General features: G+C 30.6%; 21 protein-coding genes. 18 read left to right on the top strand and 3 right to left on the bottom strand.

Features of this window, described 5'->3' with window-relative positions; all coding sequences use genetic code 11:
- Positions 1 to 468 precede the first annotated feature (468 nt).
- The 14 genes from uvrB to C820_RS00400 all read left to right on the top strand — a co-directional run bounded on the left by uvrB (position 469) and on the right by C820_RS00400 (position 16,765).
- The gene (gene uvrB / locus C820_RS00465) at positions 469 to 2,445 is read left to right on the top strand and encodes an excinuclease ABC subunit UvrB (protein ID WP_004036333.1); all 1,977 of its coding nucleotides are present in this window, start codon (positions 469 to 471) and stop codon (positions 2,443 to 2,445) included.
- A gap of 25 nt (positions 2,446 to 2,470) precedes the next feature.
- The gene (uvrA, locus tag C820_RS00460) at positions 2,471 to 5,314 is read left to right on the top strand and encodes an excinuclease ABC subunit UvrA (RefSeq protein WP_004036334.1); all 2,844 of its coding nucleotides are present in this window, start codon (positions 2,471 to 2,473) and stop codon (positions 5,312 to 5,314) included.
- A 219-nt stretch (positions 5,315 to 5,533) separates the two neighbouring features.
- Positions 5,534 to 5,839, top strand: a complete 306-nt coding sequence (locus C820_RS00455) for a hypothetical protein (protein ID WP_004036336.1) — start codon at positions 5,534 to 5,536, stop codon at positions 5,837 to 5,839.
- 221 nt (positions 5,840 to 6,060) lie between these two features.
- Positions 6,061 to 6,675: a UDP-N-acetylmuramoyl-tripeptide--D-alanyl-D-alanine ligase gene (locus tag C820_RS00450; protein ID WP_004036337.1), complete on the top strand. Its 615-nt coding sequence runs from the start codon at positions 6,061 to 6,063 to the stop codon at positions 6,673 to 6,675.
- Positions 6,676 to 6,874: 199 nt separating this feature from the next.
- The gene (locus C820_RS00445; protein ID WP_004036339.1) at positions 6,875 to 7,540 is read left to right on the top strand and encodes a single-stranded DNA-binding protein; all 666 of its coding nucleotides are present in this window, start codon (positions 6,875 to 6,877) and stop codon (positions 7,538 to 7,540) included.
- Between the two features lie 79 nt (positions 7,541 to 7,619).
- On the top strand, positions 7,620 to 7,826 hold the full coding sequence (locus C820_RS00440) for a DUF6465 family protein (protein ID WP_004036341.1): 207 nt from the start codon (positions 7,620 to 7,622) through the stop codon (positions 7,824 to 7,826).
- Positions 7,827 to 7,885: 59 nt separating this feature from the next.
- A complete protein-coding gene (locus tag C820_RS00435; protein ID WP_004036343.1) occupies positions 7,886 to 8,380 on the top strand; it encodes a cob(I)yrinic acid a,c-diamide adenosyltransferase in 495 nt (164 codons plus the stop codon).
- Between the two features lie 157 nt (positions 8,381 to 8,537).
- Complete coding sequence (locus C820_RS00430; protein ID WP_004036345.1) at positions 8,538 to 9,512, top strand: serine hydrolase family protein; 975 nt, start codon at positions 8,538 to 8,540, stop codon at positions 9,510 to 9,512.
- A 218-nt stretch (positions 9,513 to 9,730) separates the two neighbouring features.
- Positions 9,731 to 11,572 carry a TIGR03960 family B12-binding radical SAM protein gene (locus C820_RS00425; RefSeq protein WP_004036346.1) on the top strand — a complete coding sequence of 614 codons (1,842 nt, stop codon included), beginning with the start codon at positions 9,731 to 9,733 and terminating at the stop codon, positions 11,570 to 11,572.
- A complete protein-coding gene (locus tag C820_RS00420) occupies positions 11,565 to 12,338 on the top strand; it encodes a TIGR03936 family radical SAM-associated protein (protein ID WP_004036348.1) in 774 nt (257 codons plus the stop codon). Before C820_RS00425 ends, C820_RS00420 begins: the two co-directional genes overlap by 8 nt.
- A gap of 1 nt (position 12,339) precedes the next feature.
- Positions 12,340 to 13,791: an Rne/Rng family ribonuclease gene (locus C820_RS00415; protein WP_004036350.1), complete on the top strand. Its 1,452-nt coding sequence runs from the start codon at positions 12,340 to 12,342 to the stop codon at positions 13,789 to 13,791.
- Positions 13,788 to 14,369, top strand: a complete 582-nt coding sequence (locus C820_RS00410) for an SUKH-3 domain-containing protein (RefSeq protein ID WP_004036352.1) — start codon at positions 13,788 to 13,790, stop codon at positions 14,367 to 14,369. Before C820_RS00415 ends, C820_RS00410 begins: the two co-directional genes overlap by 4 nt.
- A gap of 225 nt (positions 14,370 to 14,594) precedes the next feature.
- Entirely contained in the window at positions 14,595 to 16,169 is a 1,575-nt protein-coding gene (gene rny, locus C820_RS00405) for a ribonuclease Y (protein ID WP_051057756.1), read from the top strand.
- A 74-nt stretch (positions 16,170 to 16,243) separates the two neighbouring features.
- Positions 16,244 to 16,765 (top strand): hypothetical protein, encoded by a 522-nt coding sequence (locus C820_RS00400; protein WP_004036356.1) that lies wholly within the window; start codon positions 16,244 to 16,246, stop codon positions 16,763 to 16,765.
- Positions 16,766 to 16,826: 61 nt separating this feature from the next.
- Here C820_RS00400 and C820_RS00395 read toward each other — a convergent pair whose 3' ends face one another.
- Positions 16,827 to 19,076 (bottom strand): alpha-galactosidase, encoded by a 2,250-nt coding sequence (locus tag C820_RS00395; protein WP_004036357.1) that lies wholly within the window; start codon positions 19,074 to 19,076, stop codon positions 16,827 to 16,829.
- A gap of 316 nt (positions 19,077 to 19,392) precedes the next feature.
- On the opposite strand from C820_RS00395, the gene C820_RS00390 reads away from it, so the two are divergent.
- The 4 genes from C820_RS00390 to xerD all read left to right on the top strand — a co-directional run bounded on the left by C820_RS00390 (position 19,393) and on the right by xerD (position 22,858).
- Positions 19,393 to 20,589, top strand: a complete 1,197-nt coding sequence (locus C820_RS00390) for a pyridoxal phosphate-dependent aminotransferase (protein ID WP_004036359.1) — start codon at positions 19,393 to 19,395, stop codon at positions 20,587 to 20,589.
- A 16-nt stretch (positions 20,590 to 20,605) separates the two neighbouring features.
- Positions 20,606 to 21,136, top strand: coding sequence for an NUDIX domain-containing protein (locus C820_RS00385; protein WP_004036361.1), 531 nt, complete (start codon positions 20,606 to 20,608; stop codon positions 21,134 to 21,136).
- A gap of 104 nt (positions 21,137 to 21,240) precedes the next feature.
- The gene (locus tag C820_RS00380; protein ID WP_004036362.1) at positions 21,241 to 21,852 is read left to right on the top strand and encodes a stage II sporulation protein M; all 612 of its coding nucleotides are present in this window, start codon (positions 21,241 to 21,243) and stop codon (positions 21,850 to 21,852) included.
- A gap of 97 nt (positions 21,853 to 21,949) precedes the next feature.
- Positions 21,950 to 22,858 (top strand): site-specific tyrosine recombinase XerD, encoded by a 909-nt coding sequence (gene xerD / locus C820_RS00375; protein ID WP_004036364.1) that lies wholly within the window; start codon positions 21,950 to 21,952, stop codon positions 22,856 to 22,858.
- Between the two features lie 49 nt (positions 22,859 to 22,907).
- Here the strand turns inward: xerD and C820_RS00370 are convergent, their stop codons facing one another.
- Both C820_RS00370 and C820_RS00365 read right to left on the bottom strand, forming a co-directional pair.
- Entirely contained in the window at positions 22,908 to 23,270 is a 363-nt protein-coding gene (locus C820_RS00370; protein ID WP_004036366.1) for a hypothetical protein, read from the bottom strand.
- Positions 23,271 to 23,297: 27 nt separating this feature from the next.
- Positions 23,298 to 24,320, bottom strand: coding sequence for a glycosyltransferase family 2 protein (locus C820_RS00365; protein WP_004036367.1), 1,023 nt, complete (start codon positions 24,318 to 24,320; stop codon positions 23,298 to 23,300).
- Positions 24,321 to 24,324 lie beyond the last annotated feature (4 nt).

Below are 24,324 nucleotides of genomic sequence, written 5' to 3'. Positions count from 1 at the left end.
AGGTCATGTATATTGTTTTTTGGCTCTGTTTCTATGACTTAGAAACAGAGCATTTTTATTGTTTTAGCATAAAAGAGCTTCAACATTAGTAATGTAAATAATTTGCACTAAAGTATAGCAAACAAGTCATATACAGAAAATGAAAAGTAAATATAGTAGTATGGTTGATTTGCTCTAAAAAAGAGAAATACTTAATGAAGCTAATCAAATAAAATCCATTATTTGATTTCTATACTATTGAAAGTACAAATGATTTATTCGAATAAATGTTCTGTACTTTTTTTATTTTTATGGTAAAATATAAAAATAAGTATGATAGAAATATATTTTGTGTGAAATAATTTGTAAAATAGTTTTTGTGACCTAAATTCGTAATGAGTGTGTTTTTTAGGTAAATATTGTAAAAAATGACAATATAAAAAATTATTTTAAATTAAAAAAAGGTCAAAAATGGGAGGTTAAAAAAGCATGGATTTTAAAATAAGTTCACAATATAAACCTACAGGCGACCAGCCTCAAGCAATAGAAAAATTAGCGGAAGGTTTTCAAAAAGGGTTGAAATATCAGACTTTATTGGGAGTAACAGGTTCTGGAAAAACGTTTACTATGGCGAATGTTATTGAGAAATTACAAAAACCTACACTTGTCATTGCACACAATAAAACACTAGCAGCACAGTTGTATAATGAATTTAAAGAATTATTTCCAGACAATGCAGTAGAATATTTTGTCAGTTATTATGACTATTATCAACCTGAGGCATATGTACCTAGTACAGATACTTATATTGAAAAAGACTCTGCTATAAATGATGAAATTGATAAATTACGACATTCTGCAACAGCGGCTTTGTTGGAAAGAAAAGATGTGCTTATTGTAGCAAGTGTTTCATGTATATATGGTTTAGGTGACCCTAAAAGTTATAAAGAAATGATGCTTTCTCTCCGCCCTAATATGATAAAAGATAGAGATGATGTATTAAGAAAACTCATTGAAATACAATATAACAGAAATGATGTCAATTTTGAGAGAGGAACATTCCGAGTAAGAGGAGATGTTGTAGAGATATTTCCTGTAGCAAGTAATGAACACGCTATCAGAGTAGAATTTTTTGGAGATGAAATTGATAGAATTACAGAAATTGATGTATTGACAGGTAAAGTATTAGGAGAAAGAAACCATGTTGCTATATTTCCTGCTTCTCACTATGTAACGCCTGCGGATAAATTGCAAATAGCAATTACAAGAATAGAGCAAGAATTAAGCGAAAGTGTAAAACAGTTTACAAAAGAATATAAATTATTAGAAGCACAACGTTTAGAACAAAGAACACATTATGATATAGAAATGATGAAAGAAATAGGATTTTGTTCTGGCATAGAAAACTATTCACGACATTTATCATTAAGAGAAGCAGGAGCAACACCCTATACATTACTTGACTTTTTTCCAGATGATTTTTTAATCATAGCAGATGAGTCCCATGTATCTATACCACAGATTAGGGGAATGTATGAGGGAGATAAATCTAGAAAAACAACACTTGTAGAATATGGTTTTAGACTGCCTTCTGCATTAGACAATAGACCTTTACGATTTGAAGAGTTTGAAAAGCACATTAATCAATTACTTTTTGTATCAGCAACACCTTCCGTATATGAGCAAAAACATTCACAGCAAATATCAGAACAGCTTATTAGGCCTACAGGGCTGTTAGACCCAGAAGTAGTAGTAAAACCCATTACAGGGCAAATAGACGATTTAATTGTAGAAATACAGAAAACAACAGCGAAAAAACAAAAGGTGTTGATTACAACACTTACTAAAAAAATGGCAGAACGTTTGACAGAATATTTAAAAGAGGCTGATATAAGAGTGCGTTATTTACATTCTGATATTGATACATTAGAAAGATTAGAAATTATAAAAGATTTAAGAACAGATGTGTTTGATGTGCTTGTAGGTATCAATTTATTAAGAGAAGGCTTGGATATACCAGAAGTATCTCTTGTAGCAATATTAGATGCAGATAAAGAGGGATTTTTGCGTTCTGAAACTGCTCTGATACAAACAATAGGTAGAGCAGCAAGAAATGCTGAAGGTAGAGTAATACTTTATGCTGATATTATAACAGAAAGTATGAAAAAAGCTATTACAGAAACACAAAGAAGAAGAGAAATACAAAAAAAATATAATGAACAACATGGCATTATACCAAAAACAATTATAAAAAAAGTACATGATGTAATATATGCAACAAAAGCAGTAGAAAAGAAAAATAAATTTGATTTTGAAAAAGACCCTCAATCTATGAGTATAGAACAACTGCAAAAAGAAATAAATAAATTAGAAAAAGAAATGAAAAGGGCAGCAATAAATTTAGAATTTGAAACAGCAGCAGAATTAAGGGATAAAATACTAGAATTAAAAAAGGCTATGGACTAAGTACTTTGAGAAAGGAAGAAGGGCAATGTCTAAAAATGATATTATAATAAGAGGAGCGAAAGAACACAATTTAAAAAATATTAATTTAAAAATACCTAGAGATAAATTTGTAGTATTTACAGGAGTAAGTGGTTCAGGAAAAACATCTCTTGCTTTTGATACTATTTATGCAGAAGGACAAAGAAGATATGTGGAGTCATTGTCTTCTTATGCAAGGCAGTTTTTAGGACAAATGGAAAAGCCAGATGTAGAATATATAGAAGGACTTTCTCCTGCTATATCTATTGACCAAAAAACAACAAGCCACAATCCTCGTTCTACAGTGGGAACTGTAACAGAAATATATGATTATTTGAGATTGCTTTTTGCTAGAATTGGTATACCACATTGTCCAAAATGTGGCAAAGAAATCAAAAAACAAACAATAGACCAAATAGCAGACCAAATTATGGCGTTATCACAGCGTTCTAAATTGCAGTTATTAGCACCAGTGGTTAGGGCAAGAAAAGGACAACATACAAAGCTGTTAGAAGACGCTAGAAAAAGTGGTTATGTAAGGGCGAGAATAGATGGTATATTGTATGAATTATCAGAAGAAATAGAACTAGAAAAAAATAAAAAACATAATATTGAAATTGTAGTAGATAGATTGATAGTAAAAGAAGATATGCAAAAAAGATTGACAGAGTCATTAGAAACAGTTTCTGCACTTTCTGGAGGAACTATAGTAGTAGATGTTAATATGGGAGAGCAGGAATTAATATTTAGTCAAAATTTTAGTTGTACGGATTGTGGTATCAATATTTCAGAAATAGAACCAAGATTATTTTCATTTAATAATCCAGCGGGTGCTTGTACCGTTTGTACAGGATTAGGAAGACAAATGAAATTTGATATAGATTTGATAGTACCTAATCAACAATTAAGTATATTGCAGGGAGCAATAGCTGCACCAGGGTATCAATCTATAGGAAATAATAAAGAAAGTATGAGTCGTTTACTTTTTGATGCTCTGGCTGAAAAATATCATTTTTCGTTGAATACCCCTTTTAAAGAGTTGAGTGAACAGATAAAAGAAATTATATTTTATGGTACAAAAGGGGAAAAAGTAAATATTACTTATACTAATTTTAGAGGAACTGGAACATATGAATATCAATTTGATGGAATTATAAATAATTTACAAAAAAGATATGAAGAAACATCAGAAACAATGAGAATAGAATATGAAGAATATATGACAAATATTACCTGTCCTAGTTGTAATGGAAAAAGGCTTCGTTCTGAAGTACTTGCAGTTACAGTAGGAGATAAAAATATATCAGAAGTAACAGAAATGTCTGTAAATGCAATACAGCAGTTTTTTAAAGAATTGGTATTAACAGAAAAACAGTCTAAAATTGCCAAACAAATATTAAAAGAAATCAATGCACGTATACAATTTTTAATAGATGTAGGATTAGAATATTTGACATTATCTAGACCTGCTGGTACACTTTCAGGAGGAGAAGCACAAAGGATACGCCTTGCGACACAAATAGGTTCTGGATTGGTAGGGGTTGTGTATATATTAGATGAGCCAAGTATAGGACTGCATCAAAGAGATAATGATAAATTGCTTAGTACATTAAAACATTTAAGAGATATAGGAAATTCTCTTATTGTAGTAGAACATGATGAAGATACTATGTTAGCATCAGATTTTATAGTAGATGTTGGACCTGGTGCTGGAAAAGCGGGAGGAGAAATTGTATTTGCTGGTGATGTGCAAGATTTGATAAAATGCCCAAATTCTATTACAGGAGATTATATTAGTGGTAAAAAGAAAATAGAAATTCCTTCTCAAAGAAAAGAAATACAAAAAGATGCTGTATTAAAAATAATAGGAGCAACACAAAATAATTTAAAAAATATTGATGTTACTATTCCCTTAGGGTTGTTCACTTGTGTTACGGGAGTAAGCGGTTCTGGAAAAAGTTCTCTTGTAAATGAAATATTGTATAAAAGATTAGCAAAAGACTTAAATAGAGCAAGAGTAAAAGCAGGAGAACATAAAGATATTTTGGGAATAGAAAAATTAGATAAAGTCATCAATATTGACCAATCACCTATAGGAAGGACACCTAGAAGCAATCCAGCAACTTATACAGGGCTTTTTGATATGATAAGGGAATTATTTGCCCAAACGACAGAGGCGAATATGAGAGGCTATCAAAAGGGTAGATTTAGTTTTAATGTAAAAGGGGGTAGATGTGAGGCGTGTGCAGGAGATGGTATATTAAAAATAGAAATGCACTTTTTGCCTGATGTGTATGTACCTTGTGATGTTTGTCATGGTAAGAGATATAATAGAGAAACATTGGAGGTACATTATAAAGGAAAGACAATATCTGATGTATTGGAAATGACAGTAGAGGAGGCATTGATATTTTTTGAAAATATACCAAAAATAAAAAATAAATTACAAACATTGTATGATGTTGGACTAAGTTATGTGCAGTTGGGACAGTCTTCTACAACATTGTCAGGAGGAGAAGCACAAAGAGTAAAATTAGCAACAGAATTAAGTAAAAAAAGCACAGGAAAAACGATGTATATATTAGATGAACCTACAACAGGATTGCATACAGCAGATGTGCATAAATTAGTAAAAATCATACAAAGATTAACAGAGGGAGGAAATACCGTTGTAGTGATAGAACATAATTTAGATGTAATAAAAACAGCAGATTATATTATAGATTTAGGGCCAGAAGGAGGTAATAAAGGAGGAACAATGATAGCTTCAGGCACACCAGAACAAATTTGTGAAGTAGAAAATTCTTATACAGGAATTTATTTAAAAAAAGTTTTACAGAAATATGAGTAAAAAAAGAAGAAAATATGATTGGCATTTGATAAAATTGTTTAAAAATGAAATAAAAACAATTAAAAAAGAAAGTTTTTAAAATTAAAATGTTAGTATTATTTTATGACTTGTTGCATAAAAAAATGAAAAAAAATGTTGTATTTTTTTAGGTATTGACAAAACCAGAACAAGATTGTACCATATAATTAGCTAGGTTTTAGTAGATTTTGGAGGATTCAAATGACAAAAGATGGAGATGCGGTACAACAATTTATACAGACGCAAAAAAAGGTGTTAGATTTTTTTCAATGTGAAGGAGATTTTTTTATAAAACCGCTCATGGAATATGAATGGACAGTTTGTAGCACAGAAGACTTTTATTTCCTTTCTTATTGGATAAAACCAAACAAGAGAATAAATGCTGTCATAGTAAAAAGAAATGGAGTACCTATGGTTTATCAAAAAAGGGAATATACAATGGTTGTTGCTATTGATTGCGTAAAGATTGCTTTTGTTTTTCGTAACAACCGACGAATTGATGAGTAAAAAAACAAATGAAAGTTTTAAATATCCCATCATGTTAAAAATAGTAGAGCAGTATTAAAAATATCATTTTACTATGAATAAAAAGTCTTGCACTGCTTTACAAGTGTAAGACTTTTTGTAATTGAAAAAAGCATAAGTTTAATATTGGCACTGCATATTTTTACAGAAATGGACAAAATATAAATATGGCTTCACATAAAAAGAAAAGGGAGGCTGTATTTATGTTGTGCATTGGTATATTGGGGGAGAATTTAAAAGAACAAACGATAGAACAAATAGTATATTTTGTAAAACAATATGGCAAAGACTATATATGTTTTTGTGGAACAAAAAAAGAAAAAGAATTTGAACAAGCATATCAAAAGGCAAGAAACAGTAAAAATTCGCTTTTTTTAGTACCTGTGTATGCAAAAACAGTAAAGTATTGTAAAGATAGAAATTTAGCATTTTCTATTTTTATCCATTTAGGAAGTACAAAAAACTATGAATATACCAAAGAGGACATTGCTTGTTTGGTAAAAAATACTATACTAGTAGTTAATACAGATGACAGAAGAGTTTTTCCTCTAAAATTAAAAACAGGAAATAGGCTGATTACTTGTGGCGTAAATCATAGAGCAAGTGTAACGCTTTCTAGCTATTTGGAGCCTATGGGAGATGAGAAAAGCAGTAAAATACAATGTTGTATACAGAGAAATATACCTACTGTTTCAGGCAAAATTTTTGAACCTCAAGAATTTTCGTTGATATTGAAGCAGGGACAAAAAAGCGTTTCTGGTGCATTGGCAGCCATTACCACATTGATTGCCGCTGATGTAGAAATTGGTGAAATTTGAAATAAAAAAGAGAATGGTTTTTTTATGGTATATAAAGATGAAATAAAATGCTTCTAAAGATAAAAGAAATAGAATATGATACTATACAGAATGAAAAAAGAACCGTTTGTTAATTTCAAAAAAAGGTTGTAAAAAAGGACAGATGTTTTTTTAAGAGCATAAAAAAGCGGTCTAATAAACAATGAGGGGAGATTTGGATATGCATACAGAAGGATTATTAGAAAATAATAGCATTTATATTTCAGGTAAGATAATAGAAGAATGTGAATTTAGCCATGAAGTATATGGAGAAGGATTTTACTTGTTTAAAATTTCTTCTGAAAGACTCAGTGATAACGAAGATATATTGCCTATTACTATATCAGAAAGATTAATTGATAGACAAAGTTTAACAATAGATACTAGAGTAGAAGTGATAGGACAATTAAGAAGTTATAATAATTATGGCAATAAAAAGAATAAATTAGTTTTGACTATATTTGCCAGAGAGATTAATTTATTAGAAGAAAATACAGAGCAAAATCCAAATCAAATATTTTTGAATGGATTTATATGTAAACCTCCAGTATATAGAAAGACGCCTTTTGGTAGAGAAATTTCTGATATATTGGTAGCAGTAAATAGAGCATATAATAAATCTGATTATATTCCTTGTATTGCATGGGGAAGAAATGCGAGATATTTGTCTAATTTGTCAGTAGGAGAAAATATTAAAATATGGGGACGAGTACAAAGTAGAAAATATCAGAAAAAAGTGGAAGACGCTGTAGAAGAAAGAATAGCATATGAAGTTTCTATTTCAAAAATAGAAGTAGCATCTGAAAAAAGAGAAAAACAAAAATCAATAGGAAATCATTCGTTTTGAACATCAAACATTGACATTTTTATAAAAGTTTAGTATCATAACAAAAAGATTATGATATTAAACGAGGGAGGTTTTCAAAATGAAAGCGAATATAAATATAGAATTTTATGGAAAAACGATTTCAACAAAAGATTTAGAAGATGAGGCAAAATTGGTGTGGAAAGAAGAAGGAAGAAAAATCAAAGACATGAGAGAATTAGATTTATACTATAAACCAGAAGAAGGCAACTGTTATTATGTTGTAAATGGTACAGAAAAAGGAAGTTTCCATGTAGAAGCGAAATAAAAAAAAGCAGGTTTGTCTGCCTGCCTTTGTATTATTTTTTATATGGAGGCTGAATAAAAGTGAGAAAAGGCAATGTATTTGTTTATTATGGAAATGGAAAAGGAAAAACATCTCTTGCAATAGGACGAGGGATTAGGCAACTGGGTCAAGGTCATTCTGTGACAATGATACAGTTTATGGATAATGATAATAAAACAGAGATAACGCCATTAAAAAAATTAGAACCAGATTTTAGAATATTTTGTTTTGAAAAAGCAAGAGATTGCGTTGACGAAACAGATGAATGTATTAAAAAAGAAATTTCAAATGAAGTTAGAGTAGGTTTTACATTTGCAAAAAAAATATTAGAAACAGGCGAATGTGATATATTGATATTAAATGGTATATTAGATGCTTTGGAAAAAGAATACATTTCAGTAGAAGAAATACAATCTGCTTTATGTAAAAGAGCTTCTTATATGGACGTAATATTAACAGGAGAACACATTAATGCAGAAGTATATGAATGTGCGAATTTTGTATATACCATTTCTGCCGAAAAAAAAGAAGAATAAAAAAAGTATAATAACCTTTCAAACAGTAAGTGTATTGTTTGAAAGGTTTTTTAATTTATTATAAAAATAATATTGTAATTTGTATAAAAATGTAGTAATCTATAATTATAGTGTACTAAAAATATAGTTTTTTTTATAAAAGGAGGAATTATGTAATATGAAAAAATTAAAAAAACAAATTGCGATATTACTCATATTTTGCTTAGTATTGTTATGTGTTGGGTGCAACAATACAAATCAAACAAATAATAATGAAAATCAATCAGAAGAAAATGAAAATAATCAATATGAGTTAGATAGAAGTTATGATGAATATTTTGCTCAAATAGTTAGTGAAAATGCAGAAGATTTAGACTGGACAATATTGTTAATGGATTTAAAAAGTGGGGAAGTTTTAGGAAGTTATGGAGATGTTAATGATAACTTTGAACCAGGAAATATTTTAAAACCTATAGTGTATGCTTCTCTTATAGAAAATGGTGTTTTATTAGAAGAAAGTGTTGATGTTTCTGCTGCAGAATATAATGGAGAGTATTATCGCTCTAAAGAGAATTTTACACAAGGAGAAATAAAAACAGTATTAGAAAGTATGGAACTGTTAAATAATCCAGCAATTATTAATATATGGAAAGATTTTGATAAAAAACAACAAGTGTTGTATGATTTAAGTAGTATTGGTGTGATGTTAAGTGATAATGTAATGCCTTTAATAGGATATGATACCATTATAAATAGTACAGATATTGCACAAGTATATCGTGAATTAGCAAATAAAGAGGAACAAAGTGATGAGCCTTTTATTATTTCAGCACAAACAAAACAAATAGTAAATGATATTATGAAAAAGACATTTGATAATGTATGTGAACTTAATACAGAGCTGTATACAACATATGGAGTATTTGGAACAGTAATTCATAAAGAAAATGAATATGATATAAATAATATAAATACAAACTTTGCAGGATATTTAAAAGAGAAAAAACAACAAAATGAAGGAGATATGTTAAAAGAAAATGGAGAGGGTGTAGTATTGGTGGTGAATGTGACATCTTCTGAAGAAGCATATACCATTGAAAAACTTACTGAAATAGTAAATAATATTTTTGCTGACTATGCATTAAATAATTAAGGGGCATTAAATGAAAATGGAAAAAATGTTGTGTTAGTAGTAGATAATAATGATTGAAAAAATTACTAAAATAATAAATAATATTTTTGTTTTAAACTGTAAAAAAGGCTGTTTTAATATAGATAGCCTTTTTTTATAGTTATATTATATTTTTCGTGCAATTTTTGATAAAATGGGGTATTATGAATATACTGTGTAAAATTTTAGGAGGAAAAAGCATGAAAAATTGTATACCAGATGAAATACTATTACAAGTAGAAAAGCCAGCAAGATATACAGGAAATGAAATAAATATAGTGATAAAAGACCCTAGTAAAGTAGAGATACGTTTTGGATTTTGCTTTCCAGATGTGTATGAAGTAGGTATGTCACATTTAGGCTTACAAATATTATATTATTTTTTAAATAGGAGAGAAGATACTTATTGTGAGAGAGTATTTGCACCATGGATAGATATGGAGCAAAAAATGAGAGAAAATAACATTGCTCTTTTTTCAATAGAAACGCAACAATGTGTAAAAGAGTTTGATTTTTTAGGTTTTACATTGCAGTATGAAATGAGCTATACAAATGTGTTAAATATGCTTGATTTAGCAGGAATACCTCTTTTTTCTAAAGATAGAACAGAAAAAGACCCTATTATAGTGTGTGGAGGCTCTTGTGCCTATAATCCAGAGCCTTTAGCAGAATTTGTAGATTTTTTCTATTTGGGAGAGGGCGAAGTATTATATAATGATATATTAGAATTATATAAACAAAATAAAAAAGCAGGTGGAACAAAACAACAATTTTTAGAAAAACTTTTACAATTTGATAGTATATACATTCCAAAATATTATGATGTTACTTATAAAGAAAATGGAGAAATTGCCTCTTTTTTGCCTAATCATAAAAATGCTAGAAAAGTCATTCAAAAAGCAGTTGTGTTAGATATGGATAGTGTGTATTATCCTGAAAAACAGCTTGTACCACTGATAGATGTTGTACATGATAGGGTAACATTAGAACTTTTTAGGGGCTGTATTAGAGGTTGTAGATTTTGTCAAGCAGGATTTGTATATCGTCCCGTAAGAGAAAAAACAGCAAAAACATTGCTCAAACAAGCAGAGCAATTAGTAAAAAATTCTGGACATGAAGAAATATCGTTGATTTCATTGAGCACAAGTGATTTTACTTGTTTTGAAGAATTAGCGAATGGATTGCTGGAAGAATTTTCAAAACAAGAGGTTAGTCTGTCATTGCCTTCATTGAGAATAGATGCTTTTTCATTGGAATTGATGGAAAAAATACAAGAAGTAAGAAAAAGTTCATTAACATTTGCACCAGAAGCAGGTACACAAAGATTAAGAAATGTCATAAATAAAAATTTGACAGAGGAGGAAATATTGAGGGGTTGTGCATTGGCTTTTTCTGGAGGTTGGACAAGAGTAAAACTGTATTTTATGATAGGACTACCTACAGAAACAGAAGAAGATATAAAAGGTATTGCAGAACTTTCGGAAAAAATTGTAGAAAAGTATTATGAATTGCCTAAAGAAAAACGCCCTAGACCAGTACAAGTAGTAGCGAGTAGTTCCTGTTTTGTACCAAAACCATTTACACCATTTCAGTGGGACGCACAAAATACATTTGATGAATTTTTGCAAAAAGCGAAAACAGTCAAAAAACAAATTACAAAAAAACAGTTAAAATATCAATACCATGATGTAAAATTGAGTTTTCTGGAAGGTGTTATAGCGAGAGGGGATAGAAAAGTAGCAAAAGCAATTTATAGGGCGTGGCAGCTAGGCTGTAAATTTGATGGTTGGAATGATTTGTTTCAGTATGATAAATGGATACAGGCATTTGAAGAAGTAGGCATTGACCCAGCTTTTTATGCTAATAGAGAAAGAAGTTATGATGAGATATTGCCATGGGAACATATTTCTGTGGGTGTGTCAAAACAGTTTTTAATAAATGAAAGAGAAAAGGCAATGCGAGAAGAAGTGACACCAAATTGTAGACAAGAGTGTTCTCACTGTGGTGCAAAGTGTTTCGGAAAGGGTGTTTGTTATGAATGAGCAAAAACAGATAGACTATAGTCAAAAGGGATATACAAAGCCCAAAGAACATTATATATATAGAGTAAAATTTACAAAAGGGGAGGAAGTAAAATTTATAGGACATTTGGACATTATGAGATTGTTTCAAAGAGCAATTAAAAGAGCAAAGCTGCCTGTAGCATATTCACAAGGATTTAATCCACATCAGTTATTGTCATTTGCGAACCCTTTGACATTGGGTACAACAAGCGAGGGAGAATATGGAGATTTTGAAATGGCAGAAAAAATAGAACCTGCATTTGTAATGAATGAATTAAATAAAACATTGCCAAAAGGAGTAAAAGTGCTGGATAGTGTTTTGATAACACAAAATGTATCAAGTGCTATGGCTTCTATTGATGGAGCAAAATATATTGTTTATGCAGATAAAAAATTGACAAGGGAATTACTAGAAAATAATATAAATCAATTTTTAGCACAAAAAGAAATACTGGTTATGAAAAAGACTAAAAATAATGAAAAAATAACAGATATTAGAAAAGACATATTTGATATGAAAAATATATCTGATGAAAAAGATGTAAAAATTTATTTGTATTTGGCAGCAGGTAGTAGAAAAAATTTAAAACCGGAGCCTGTAATGAAAAGCTTTTATGAATATTTGGGATTAGAATTTGAAAAATATTGTATGAAATATCATAGGCTGGATTTGATGAGAAAACAGCAAGGAAAGGGCTGGCTGGCATTAGCAGAAGAAATAGGTGTTCGATGTATTGGAGGATAATATGAATAGAATACTTGTGGATTGTTCTGCACATCAAATTAATATAGGTGTTGTAGAGCAAGGACAGTTAGTAGAATATTTTGTTGAGAACAAACAAAATAAGAGTATTGTAGGCAATATTTATGCTGCTAGAGTAGAGGCGGTGCTGTCTGGTATGCAGTCAGCATTTGTCAATATAGGAGAACAAAAAAATGCGTATTATTATTATGGCAATAACAGAGCAGAAACAGACAAACCAGAACAAAAAAGTAAAAAGCCTAAAGTGGGGGATACTGTAATAGTACAAGTGCAAAAAGATGCTGTAGCTAAAAAAGGGGCTGTTGTAACAGACCATATTTCATTAGCAGGAAAATTTGTTGTGTTGTTACCTGATGAAGCAGGTGAAATAGGTATATCTAAAAAAATAGAACAAAAACAACAAAAAATACGTATTGAAAAATGTATAAAAAATATATTGCCTGATAATTATAGCGTCATTGTAAGAACAAATGGAGAAACAAAAACAGAAAGTGAATTTCAATTAGAAATAGATATGCTTGTAAAAAGAGCAGAAAAAATAAAACAACAAGGGCAATATGTAAAACCTCCTGCATTATTGTATGAATATGGTAATGTAGTACTAAAACAGTTAAGAGATATTTATACAGCAAATATAGATGAAATTGTAGTAAATGATAAAAATATTTTTAATGAAATTAGTAAAGAATATAACAATGTAGTACTATCAGAAAAAAAGAGTTCTCTTTTTGCACAATATTATGTACAAAAGCAGTCACAAAAAGCATTAGAAAAAAAAGTATGGCTTAAAAGTGGCGGATTTATAATAATAGAACAAACAGAGGCTTGCGTTGTAATTGATGTCAATACAGGAAAATATACAGGAAAAAAGAATTTAGAAAAAACAATATTGAAAACAAATTTGGAAGCAGCAGAAGAAATTGCAAAACAGCTTAGATTAAGAAATTTATCAGGCATAATTATTGTTGACTTTATAGATATGACAGAACAGCAATATAAAGAAACAGTAATAAAAGCAGTAAAACAGGCAGTTAAAAAAGATACTATGAAAACAGCAGTAGTAGGTATGACAGAACTGGGACTGTTACAAATGACAAGAAAAAAAGCAAGACCTTCTTTACAACAGACAATGATGGTAAAATGTAAATGTTGTGATGGTATAGGACAAGTACCTTCTCTATATACTGTTGTGGCACAAATAAGACAGGAAGTTGTTGCATTGTTTGAAAATACAATTTATAAAAGTGTTGTAGTAGAAGCGAATAAAACAGTTTTAAATACATTTTGTGGAGAAAAGCAAATATTTCAAAAAGAATTAGAAAAAGAGTTCAATAAAAAAATAATTTGTGTAGAGAATGAAAATATGATGTTTGGAATGTTTGATGTAAGAAAGTGTGAAAATATAGATTTGATAAATCAGAACATGAAGGAGTGAGTCGTATAAATATCTCATTGATAGACGAATATGTGTATTTAGTTTTGATAGATAACGGCTGGACAGAAAAAAGGAATTTTCTTTTAGCGGATAGTTGGATAGAAAAAATAGAACAAGAAAGTGACATGAAATGCTTTGAGTATGCAAGTAAAATTTTACATTTATTTGGAGGCATGAAGTTTCGAGAGTACTCACCGAAATGTGGACAATATTTTTTAGAAAAATGCGATGGTGATGTCAATCGTTTGGAGAAAGAGTATCTGCGTCCTTTGGAACGATTAAATAGTCTAAGCGGAAAGAAATCTATTGATACCTACAACGGAGCAACATTTACTTTTGATGCGTGGGCTGCTTTTTTAGACATTGACATTGTAATTGATTTGAAAACGGCAGAGCAGGTGATAGGTGAAGAACTATTTCTCATAGGGACTGTTGCACCAGATGGAATAAGCTGTGTTGCTAAAAGCAAAAAAATTTATACGTTATTTGATGACAGTATTTTCTTATCAGCTGATTGTATAGAAAATTATTTGAATATGTTGTTTATACACGGGCAAAAACCGAAGCAGTTAATGTAAAATAACAATTACAATTTATCAGCTAATAAGCTATATTAAATTACTACCTATCTCATCATTTTGATGATGGAAAAATTTTATAAGCGTTTTTCAATACAAAAGAGAAAAGGAGCTTTTAAGTTCTGTCTTGACAGGCGTATAGAAACGTTCTAAAATAGAAGGGGTGTATCTTGCACAAAATGTAAATCTTTTCAGAAAAAAATACCATTTTTTTGATACAATACAATGAAAAAAATAAAAATAGGGGAGGTGTTTTTCATAGACGGGCTAATCACTATAGTAGGCATTATTGTGGGAATACTATTTGGAGCTATAATGGGCTTTCACTATAGAAAACGCATCGCAGAGGCAAAAGTTGGCGTAGCAGAAGAAAGAGCAGATAAAATAGTAGATGAAGCAACGAGAAATGCAGAAGCGAAAAAGAAAGAAATATTATTAGAGGCAAAAGAAAAAAGTATTCGTATGAAAAACGAAGTAGAAAAAGAGTCACGTGACAGACGAAATGAATTGCAAAGAAATGAAAGACGTTTGTTGCAAAAAGAAGACGCTTTAGATAGAAAAGTAGAGTCTTATGAAAAAAAAGAGGAACAAATGTCTAAAAAAATGGAAGAGCTGGAAAGGCAAAAAGAAGAAATAAATCAGTTACAGCAAAAGCGATTGCAGGAACTGGAAAGAATATCAGGTTTAACACTGGAAGAAGCCAAAAGCTATATATTGGCAAGTGTTGAAAATGAAGTAAAACATGAAGCAACTGTAATGATTAAAGAAATGGAAAGCAAAGCAAAATTGGAGGCAGATAGACGTTCTAGAGAAATTGTAGCAAATGCTATACAAAAATGTGCTGTAGACCATGTTGCAGAAACAACTGTATCTGTAGTACAGCTACCAAATGATGAAATGAAAGGTAGAATAATAGGGCGTGAAGGAAGAAATATACGAGCACTGGAAACATTAACAGGTATTGACTTGATTATTGACGACACACCAGAGGCAGTAATATTGTCTGGATTTGACCCAATACGTAGAGAAATTGCAAGAATTGCACTTGAAAAGTTAATTGTAGATGGACGTGTACACCCATCACGCATTGAAGAAATGGTCGAAAAAGCAAAAAAAGAAGTAGATGTCATTATAAGAGATGAAGGAGAAGCAGCTACATTTGAAACAGGTGTCAATGGACTTCACCCAGAATTGATACGCCTTTTAGGAAAACTGAAATATCGTACAAGCTATGGTCAAAATGTGTTAAAACATTCTATAGAGGTAGCACATTTGACGGGATTGATGGCATCAGAGTTAGGAATAGATGCAAGCATAGCAAAGCGTGCAGGTTTGCTGCATGATATAGGAAAAAGTGTTGACCATGAAATGGAAGGCTCTCACGTAAATATAGGAGTGGGACTTTGTAAAAAATATAAAGAGTCCGCAGTTGTTATCAATGCAGTAGAAGCACATCATGGTGATGTAGAGCCTGAGAGTATTATTGCGGTGTTGGTACAAGCAGCAGATGCTATTTCTGCGGCAAGACCAGGAGCAAGACGAGAAACATTAGAGTCCTATATTAAAAGGCTTGAAAAACTGGAAGAAATTGCAGATAATTTTAAAGGTGTCGAAAAATCATTTGCAATACAAGCAGGCCGAGAATTGCGTATTGTTATTGTACCAGAAGATGTTGGAGATGATGATATGACATTATTGGCAAGAGATATTGCAAAAAAAATAGAAGAAGAATTAGAATACCCAGGACAAATCAAAGTAAATTTGATAAGGGAAACAAGAGCTGTAGAATATGCAAAATAAAAACAGTTTGAAGCTTGAGGAGAAATATTGCCTCAAGCTTTTTTATGAAAAAGAATACTATTTTGAGGTGAAATATGATAAATAAAATAAATCGTATTATTACAATGTTTTTTTTCATTATAGCAGTTGTATTAGTGATGTTTTTTTTAAATGGAATGACAATACATACTGTAGCAGAAAAGAATATTGAAAGTCATTTTTTAAATGAGATTTCTCAAAGAGGAATGGCAGAAGGCTCTGTAATAGAAGAATATAATTATAATAATAGTAAAACGATTTTTTTTGAAAATAAAAAAGGACAGCAGGCAGTTGCAACTTATGTAAAAAGTTTATATTGTAATCAATGGAAACTATATTATTTTTTACAGTTACAAGAAGGACAACAAATACAATATGACGGTAGTCGTATTATAATAGATGACCACATTTTTCAGTATGAAATGAAATATCAGCTAAATGAAAAATCAAAATTATTTGTACAGCCTATAGAACAATCAAAACCATTGCTTGCGATACGACTTTTTGGAATTGGTGTTATTGTTGCGGCAGCAGTAATTGGTAGAATAGTAGGAATTTATATGCAGAGAAAGAAATAAAAGTGTAATAACAATATACTCAATAGAAAAAGGCAGAACAAAACTGTTCTACCTTTTTTTATTAACATTGTTTGATATAAATTTGCCATGATTGAAAATCAATTATTGCACTTGGTATTACAAAACCGACTTGTCTTAATGAAGCACCACTAATCAATTCTCCAGAACGAAAGCCATAAGGAAGCTGTTTTTGAGGGCACTGTTCTGTAAAATATTCATTTAATGAAAGCTGATACATTTGAGTATCTTTTAAACCATAAACTTTAGCTCTAACGGGTGTAGCATTTGCCTGCACATGATGATAAACTGCATTGACTAATGCTTCTGTACCATCTGTATTTACAAATTCCCATATAGTGCAACTGCCTTCTAATGGAGTAGATATTCTGTAGTAGTCACCATATTGTATAAGAGCATAATATTTTTGAAATGCAGCAATATGCTTTTTAATTTGTTGTTTTTCTGTATCTGTCAATTTTGCAATATCAAGTTCATAACCAAATGTACCAGACATAGCCATGCAGGCTCTTGTAGAAAGAGGTGTAACACGTGCAGTTTGGTGATTAGGAACAGCAGAAACATGAGTACCCATAACAGAAATAGGATAGCCAAAAGAAGCACCGTATTGTATACTTAATCTTTCTATAGCATCTGTGTTGTCGCTGCCCCAAATTTGAGGGGTATAATAAAGCATTCCTGTGTCAAATCTTGCACCACCTCCGCCACAACTTTCAAATAATACTTCAGTAAATTTTGTTGTTAATTTTTCTAATACTCTATATAAACCGAGTATATATCTGTGAGAAAACTCTCCTTGTCTTTCTGGAGGAAGTAAGCAACTGAATTTGTCACAAATAGCTCTGTTAAAATCCCATTTGATATAGCTAACAGAAGCGTCTGTAATTAAATCAGATATAACTTGTATGATATAATCTTGTACATCTTTTCTTGAAAAGTCTAGTATTAGTTGATTTCTACTGAAACAAGGTTTTCTTTGAGGAATTTGTACAGCCCATTCTGGGTGAGCTCTATATAAATCGCTGTCTTGTGATATGCTTTCTGGTTCAATCCAAATACCAAATTGTATACCTTGTGCAGTAATACGCTTTGACAGTTCTTTTAATGTACAGCCAAGTTTTTTTTCATTAGCAAACCAATCTCCTAAACCACTGTTGTCATCTTGTCTTTTTCCAAACCAACCATCGTCCATAACAAACAATTCTATGCCTAATTTTGAAGCTTCTTTTGCAATGTTAACAAGTGTTTCTCCTGTAAAATCAAAATAGGCAGCTTCCCAGCTGTTTATTAAAATAGGTCTGCGTTTGTTTTTCCATATGCCTCTGCAAATATGTTCTCTTATAACTTTGTGTAAATTTCTGCTGACGCCACCCGTACCATATTGGCTATGTGTCATAATCACTTCTGGAAGGAAAAGAGTGTCATTACTATGTAATGTCCATTCAAAATTATCGCTATGAATACCACAAATCAATCTTGTTCTGTCAATTTGGTCTTTTTCTATTTCAATTGAAAATTCTCCGCTGTATACAAATGAAAAACCATAACAGCTACCCATTGTTTCATTAGCATTACTTTCACATAACATTACAAAAGGATTGTATTGGTGGCTGCTGATACCTCTAATACTTCCTATAGATTGTATACCATGATGAATTTTTGTTCTTTGTATGTTTTGTTCCATGCTGTGTCTGCCATAAAAAGAAATAAAATCAAAATCACTATATTCCCAATCTATATGACAGCTTGCTGCTTTTTGCAATGTAATATCTGTTGTTGATTTGTTTGTAATTTTAACAGCACGAGTAATAATGTCTAATTGTTCTAGTACGCCATAATAAAGAGAAACTTCTAAACCAGTGTAAATATCTTGAAGTTGAATAATAAGTGTTTCTGACTGTGTATCGTCTGCATATACCGCAGGTAATCCGTCAATGGTATATTTGCCCTTTTGAATACAATACCCTACATAACGTAGTTGTGTTGCTTGGCTGCCATCTGCATTTTTTGTTCTTAAAGCTGTAATTCTGTAATCTCCTATACCAAAGCCACTATATTCTTGTGAAAGAGAGTCTAATGAATATGTTCTATCATCTAATTTTGCAGCTTCGTAAATGTTACCAGAGAAACCTCTGTCTGCATGATAATATAAAAGAGATTTATCAGTATTGTCTGTTTTTTCACCATAGTAGCAATGAAGTAGAACACCATATTTGTCTACTTTCATTTGATAAGTAGAATTTTTTGTTTGTAATGTAAAAGTATTACATTGTTTGTTTACTATAATCGCCATATTTTTATACCTCATTATATTTTATTCGTAAAATCTCCTGTCTGTATAGACAGGAGATTATAACTATATTACAAAATTATTTTATTTCTGTCAATAAAGTCCAATTCTTTGTAAGACGTGACAACATTGCTTTATAAAACGATGATTTTTTATGTATATATTTATAACATATAAAAAAGTTGTTGCTAAAAAATGTTAAAATATAGCATTTGATATTTACAAGCAATGTGTTACAGTGCTAATATATACAATAAAGTAATTTGAAAGATAGTTTTAGTATAATATATAAATTGTAATAGCAAAAAGGAGAAAAAATATGGAATTATCAAAAAGAGCATTAAAAATCAAACCATCTTCTACATTAGCAATTTCAGCAAAAGCTGCACAATTAAAATCAGAGGGTATAGATGTTGTTACATTTGGAGTAGGAGAACCAGATTTTGATACTCCAAAACATATTTGTGATGCAGCAATAGAAGCGATAAAAAGTGGCGAAACAAGATATACTCCAGCATCAGGTACAATGGAATTAAGACAAGCGGTGTGTGAAAAACTAAAAAAAGATAATGACATACTATATCAGCCAGAACAAATTATTATTAGTAATGGTGCAAAACATTCTCTTATGAATACATTTATGGCTATACTCAATGAAGGAGATGAGGTGATTATACCTGCACCTTATTGGCTGAGTTATTCTGAAATGGTAAAAATTGCGGGAGGTGTTCCTGTAATGGTATATACCAAAAAAGAAAATCATTTTATGATGACAAAACAAGAAATGCTTGATGCCTATACAGCAAAAACAAAAGCAATTATTATTACAAGCCCATCTAATCCAACAGGAATGGTTTCTACAGTAGAAGATTTAAAAATAATAGCAGAATTTGCTTTAGAGAAAAATGTTTTTGTAATTTCAGATGAAATATATGAAAAGCTGATATATGAAAAAGATAAAAAACACATTAGCATTGCATCATTGGGAAAAGAAATTTATAATAAAACAATTGTAATCAATGGAGTATCAAAAAGCTATGCTATGACAGGTTGGAGAATTGGCTTTACAGCAGCACCAAAAGAAATAGCAAAATGTATTAGTGCTTTGCAATCTCATATGACATCAAACCCAAATTCTATAGCACAAAAGGCAACTGTAGCAGCTTTAAAAGGCTCTCAAAAGTGTGTAGAAGATATGACAGAAGAATTTAAAAAAAGGAGAGATTATATATTTGAGAGAGAACAAAATATCGCTATGCTTTCTGCACTCAAACCAGAAGGAGCATTTTATTTGTTTGTAGATGTTTCAAAAACATATGGTAAAAAAGCAGAAGGAAAACAAATACAATGTGCAGCAGATTTTGCACAAGCATTGCTAGAACAAAAATATGTAGCAGTAGTACCATGTGCAGATTTTGGTATGGAGGATTATATTCGTTTGTCATATGCTACTTCTATGGAACTAATACGAAAAGGTATGGATAGAATAGAACAATTTGTAAAAGAATTGCAATAAATAGGGAGGAAATAGCATGAATTATGAAGTAATAAAGAGCGAAACAGCATATAAAGGCAATTTTTTATCTGTAAAAAAAGATGAAATTGTGTTACCTGATGGAAATACTGCTTTTAGAGAAGTAGTGGAAAGAGGAGCAGCAACAGCAGTATTGCCTGTAGATAATATGGGGAATATCATACTTGTGCGTCAGTATAGACACCCTTTTAAAAAAATGCTTTTAGAAGTGCCAGCAGGCATTATGGAAGCAGATGAAAAAGCTTGTGATTGTGCTAAAAGGGAATTAGAAGAAGAAACGGGCTATAAAGCAAAAGAATTGCAGTTTGTATGTGAAATGTATCCTACACCAGGATTTTGTATGGAAGTGCTGTATTTGTATATTGCGGAAGGCTTGGAAAAAGGACATCAAAATTTTGATGAAGATGAATTTATAGAAGTAGAAAAATATACATTACAACAGGCACTTGATATGGTTTCAAAAGGAGAAATAAAAGATGCAAAAACAATATTACTTCTTTATGCTTATCAGTCCCAAAAAATAAAATAATTGTTTTAAATAAAAAATGATATAAAAAAACATAATATTATAAAGTTGTGCATATGATTTGAAATAGGACAAGAAAGCAGTGACTTGTCCAAAGGAGGAATTATATGCCAAAAGATGCAAACAAAGAACAAAAAAGGCAAATGATGGCTGTCATGATTTGCCTTTTGTTTTTACTTTCTACCATAGCAGGGGCATTACTAGCGAATGGCTTGTCTTTGGAACAAAGAGAGATGTTGCAGCAAAGTATAAATACAGTATTTCAAACAGAACAACAATATACGCTTACTGTTTGGAGTGTATTTTTAAAATATTTAAAATATGATATATTGATATGGTTGGGAGGTTGCTTTTATTATGGGGCAATACTTTCAGCGGGAGTATTAGCTTTTAGGGGCATTTCATTGGGATATACTGCGGCAGTACTTTTTATGACATATCAAGCAAAAGGAATATTTGCTATAATATGTGCTATGCTACCTCAAAATTTGATATTGTTGCCTATTTATTTTTTTATGACATGGCTTGCTTTTTGTTTTTGGTTAGAACAAAAAAAAGGGCAGTCTGGTAAAGGGGCATTAAAAAGAGAAGTAACAAGAATATGGACAGAATATGCTATATTGCTTTGGGGTTCTGTGTTGGCAATAGCAGCAGCTTCATTTGTGGAGGTATATCTGTCAAGTCGTTTTATTAATATGTTAGTTGTACTTTTAAAATGATGGTATATTTATGTAGACTTTTTTATAGAAATAAGGTATAATAAATAAAAAAAATCGGCATTATGTCATCTTATAATATAAAAAGGAGCATATTACTATGGAAGAAAAAGTAACATCATTTCTATCACATTTAAAAAATCAAAAAGACGCCTCTGCAAATACAATACTTTCCTATGGCAGAGATTTAAAAAACTTTATAAAATACTTAAATAAAATGGAAATACCTTATTTTAGTGTTGTAAATAAAACAACAATATTAGCTTATACTTATGAAATGAAAAAACAAAAAAAAGCTACTTCCACTATATCAAGAACAATTGCATCATTGAGAGTATTTTTTCAATATTTGAATGCGATAGGAGAAATGGGTGAAAATCCTGCAGCAGAAATAAAACTCCCTAAAATGAAAAGAACAATGCCTGAATATTTGCTTTTGGAGGAGGTAGAATTACTTTTAAAACAACCAGATAAAGAGGAAAAAGATGCCAGAACGATAAGAGATAAGGCAATGCTAGAACTGTTGTATGCTACAGGTATAAGAGTTTCTGAGTTGGTGTCATTAAAAGTAGAAGATGTAGATATTTATTTGAGCTGTATTAAATGTAAAGGAAGTAAAAAAGAAAGAATAGTACCTTTTGGTAGTAGAGCAAAACAAGCAATACAGGAGTATTTACAAGAAAGTAGACCGGTATTATTAGAGAGGGGACAATCCAGAACAAATAAAAATGATAATGAACTTTTTTTAAATTGTTCAGGAGGGTCTTTGTCTAGGCAAGGATTTTGGAAAATATTGAAAGCATATGCTGAAAAAGCGAATATTAAAAAAGAGATTACACCACATATGCTAAGACATTCTTTTGCAACACATTTGTTGCAAAATGGTGCAGATTTGCAGTCTGTAAAGGAAATGATGGGACATTCTGATATTTCTACTACACAAATATATGTTAAAAAAGAGAAAGAAACTTTAAAAGAAGTATATACAAAAGCACACCCAAGAGCATAGAAAATAAAAGGCAAATACAAATTGAAATAGTATTTGCCTTTTATGAATATTATCGAAATAAATTTACCCAAAAGGGAAAAAAGGGTATAATAGAACAACATAAACTTGTAAATATACCAAATAGCCCTCCCATAAGAGAAACAAAATACCATATAAATAGAGATGCTATATTAATACCAATCAATACTATTCTCAATAGTGTATTATTTCGAAATAGTATGATGTTGAAAATGATGGCATAAAATGCTATCCATAATAATTGATAAATAGGCATATCAATTATTCTAAATGCAGCAATAAAAAAAGTAACAAAGTTGATACAAGGAAATAGTATAGAAAATAATATTATAGCAATAAAAAATGATTTGTTGTTTAATATGGCTTGTTGAAATTGTTTACTATATTGCTTCATAATACTATCATTCCTTTCTTATTTATGTTAGTCTGACTGCTCGGGAGGTGTCCAGTTTTGAGCCATTTGTAACCAATATTGTGCTTGTTGTTGCTGTCCCAGTAATTCAAAGCATTTTGCTATAGCAAAAAGTGCTTTATCTCCGCAACAATGAATGTCTATACAAGGAAGTGTTTCTAGTGCATATTGATACCATGAAAGACCTTCTTGTATATCATTTTGATTATAAAAATATTCTCCTAATAAACAACAAATTTCACTTGTAATACCTTCTGCTTTTTGGCTGAGGCAGTGCTTTAAAAAACTGTGAGTATCATTTTCAATAAGTGCAATTTTAGATAATATAATTTGACAAAGCTGTCTTTTTTCTCCTAGTGCGTTGTTTTCAAAAACATTTAAAAAGTAATTTTTGTTTGTAATAAGCTGTTGTGTTGTACCAGCTTTAAATAATTCTCTGGCATACATATTAAAAAGCGTATCAGAGAATACTTTTCCCTGTTGTGCTAATTTTGTAAGTATGGTTAAATCTCTGTTAGTGTGTTCTCCTTCTGGCATATGTAGTATTTCAATGTCACTGTCGTATACAATAGGCTGTAAACGTACTCTTTCATGTATAGGGTCTATCCATTCAAATTCTCTCAATCTTTTAAATAATTTTGGTCTTAGTTCTTTTTGAAAATTGTAAACACTGTTTTCATTATGCACATTAACATAATACATTTGTACAATTTCAATTTCAGGGAGTATATTTTGTTTTAAGAGTAAAAATTTGTTTCTGTTTGTTTCGTTAAGCACTTCGTCTGCATCTACAGTATAAATATATTGTTGTGTGCATAAAGAAAAAGCAAAATTTCTAGCAGCTGAAAAGTCATCTATCCATATAAAATCATATATTTTGTTTGTATAAGCAGAAGCGATATTTTTAGTATTGTCTGTAGAACCTGTATCTACAATAATGAGTTCTTCGTAAAGTCCTTTTAAACTTTCTAAACAACGTTGTAATACTTTTTGTTCATTTTTTACAATCATGCAAATGCTTACTGTTGCCATAGTA

This window comes from Clostridium sp. MD294 (assembly GCF_000364165.2).
Classification (GTDB): Bacteria; Bacillota; Clostridia; order Lachnospirales; family Anaerotignaceae; genus Coprocola.
This window is presented reverse-complemented; position numbering and strand designations above follow the sequence as displayed.

Coding starts and splice junctions, on each gene's coding strand:
- uvrB (WP_004036333.1), top strand. CDS start 469: ATGGATTTTAAAATAAGTTCACAATATAAACCTACAGGCGACCAGCCT.
- uvrA (WP_004036334.1), top strand. CDS start 2,471: ATGTCTAAAAATGATATTATAATAAGAGGAGCGAAAGAACACAATTTA.
- C820_RS00455 (WP_004036336.1), top strand. CDS start 5,534: ATGACAAAAGATGGAGATGCGGTACAACAATTTATACAGACGCAAAAA.
- C820_RS00450 (WP_004036337.1), top strand. CDS start 6,061: ATGTTGTGCATTGGTATATTGGGGGAGAATTTAAAAGAACAAACGATA.
- C820_RS00445 (WP_004036339.1), top strand. CDS start 6,875: ATGCATACAGAAGGATTATTAGAAAATAATAGCATTTATATTTCAGGT.
- C820_RS00440 (WP_004036341.1), top strand. CDS start 7,620: ATGAAAGCGAATATAAATATAGAATTTTATGGAAAAACGATTTCAACA.
- C820_RS00430 (WP_004036345.1), top strand. CDS start 8,538: ATGAAAAAATTAAAAAAACAAATTGCGATATTACTCATATTTTGCTTA.
- C820_RS00425 (WP_004036346.1), top strand. CDS start 9,731: ATGAAAAATTGTATACCAGATGAAATACTATTACAAGTAGAAAAGCCA.
- C820_RS00420 (WP_004036348.1), top strand. CDS start 11,565: ATGAATGAGCAAAAACAGATAGACTATAGTCAAAAGGGATATACAAAG.
- C820_RS00415 (WP_004036350.1), top strand. CDS start 12,340: ATGAATAGAATACTTGTGGATTGTTCTGCACATCAAATTAATATAGGT.
- rny (WP_051057756.1), top strand. CDS start 14,595: ATGAAAAAAATAAAAATAGGGGAGGTGTTTTTCATAGACGGGCTAATC.
- C820_RS00400 (WP_004036356.1), top strand. CDS start 16,244: ATGATAAATAAAATAAATCGTATTATTACAATGTTTTTTTTCATTATA.
- C820_RS00395 (WP_004036357.1), bottom strand. CDS start 19,076: ATGGCGATTATAGTAAACAAACAATGTAATACTTTTACATTACAAACA.
- C820_RS00390 (WP_004036359.1), top strand. CDS start 19,393: ATGGAATTATCAAAAAGAGCATTAAAAATCAAACCATCTTCTACATTA.
- C820_RS00385 (WP_004036361.1), top strand. CDS start 20,606: ATGAATTATGAAGTAATAAAGAGCGAAACAGCATATAAAGGCAATTTT.
- C820_RS00380 (WP_004036362.1), top strand. CDS start 21,241: ATGCCAAAAGATGCAAACAAAGAACAAAAAAGGCAAATGATGGCTGTC.
- xerD (WP_004036364.1), top strand. CDS start 21,950: ATGGAAGAAAAAGTAACATCATTTCTATCACATTTAAAAAATCAAAAA.
- C820_RS00370 (WP_004036366.1), bottom strand. CDS start 23,270: ATGAAGCAATATAGTAAACAATTTCAACAAGCCATATTAAACAACAAA.
- C820_RS00365 (WP_004036367.1), bottom strand. CDS start 24,320: ATGGCAACAGTAAGCATTTGCATGATTGTAAAAAATGAACAAAAAGTA.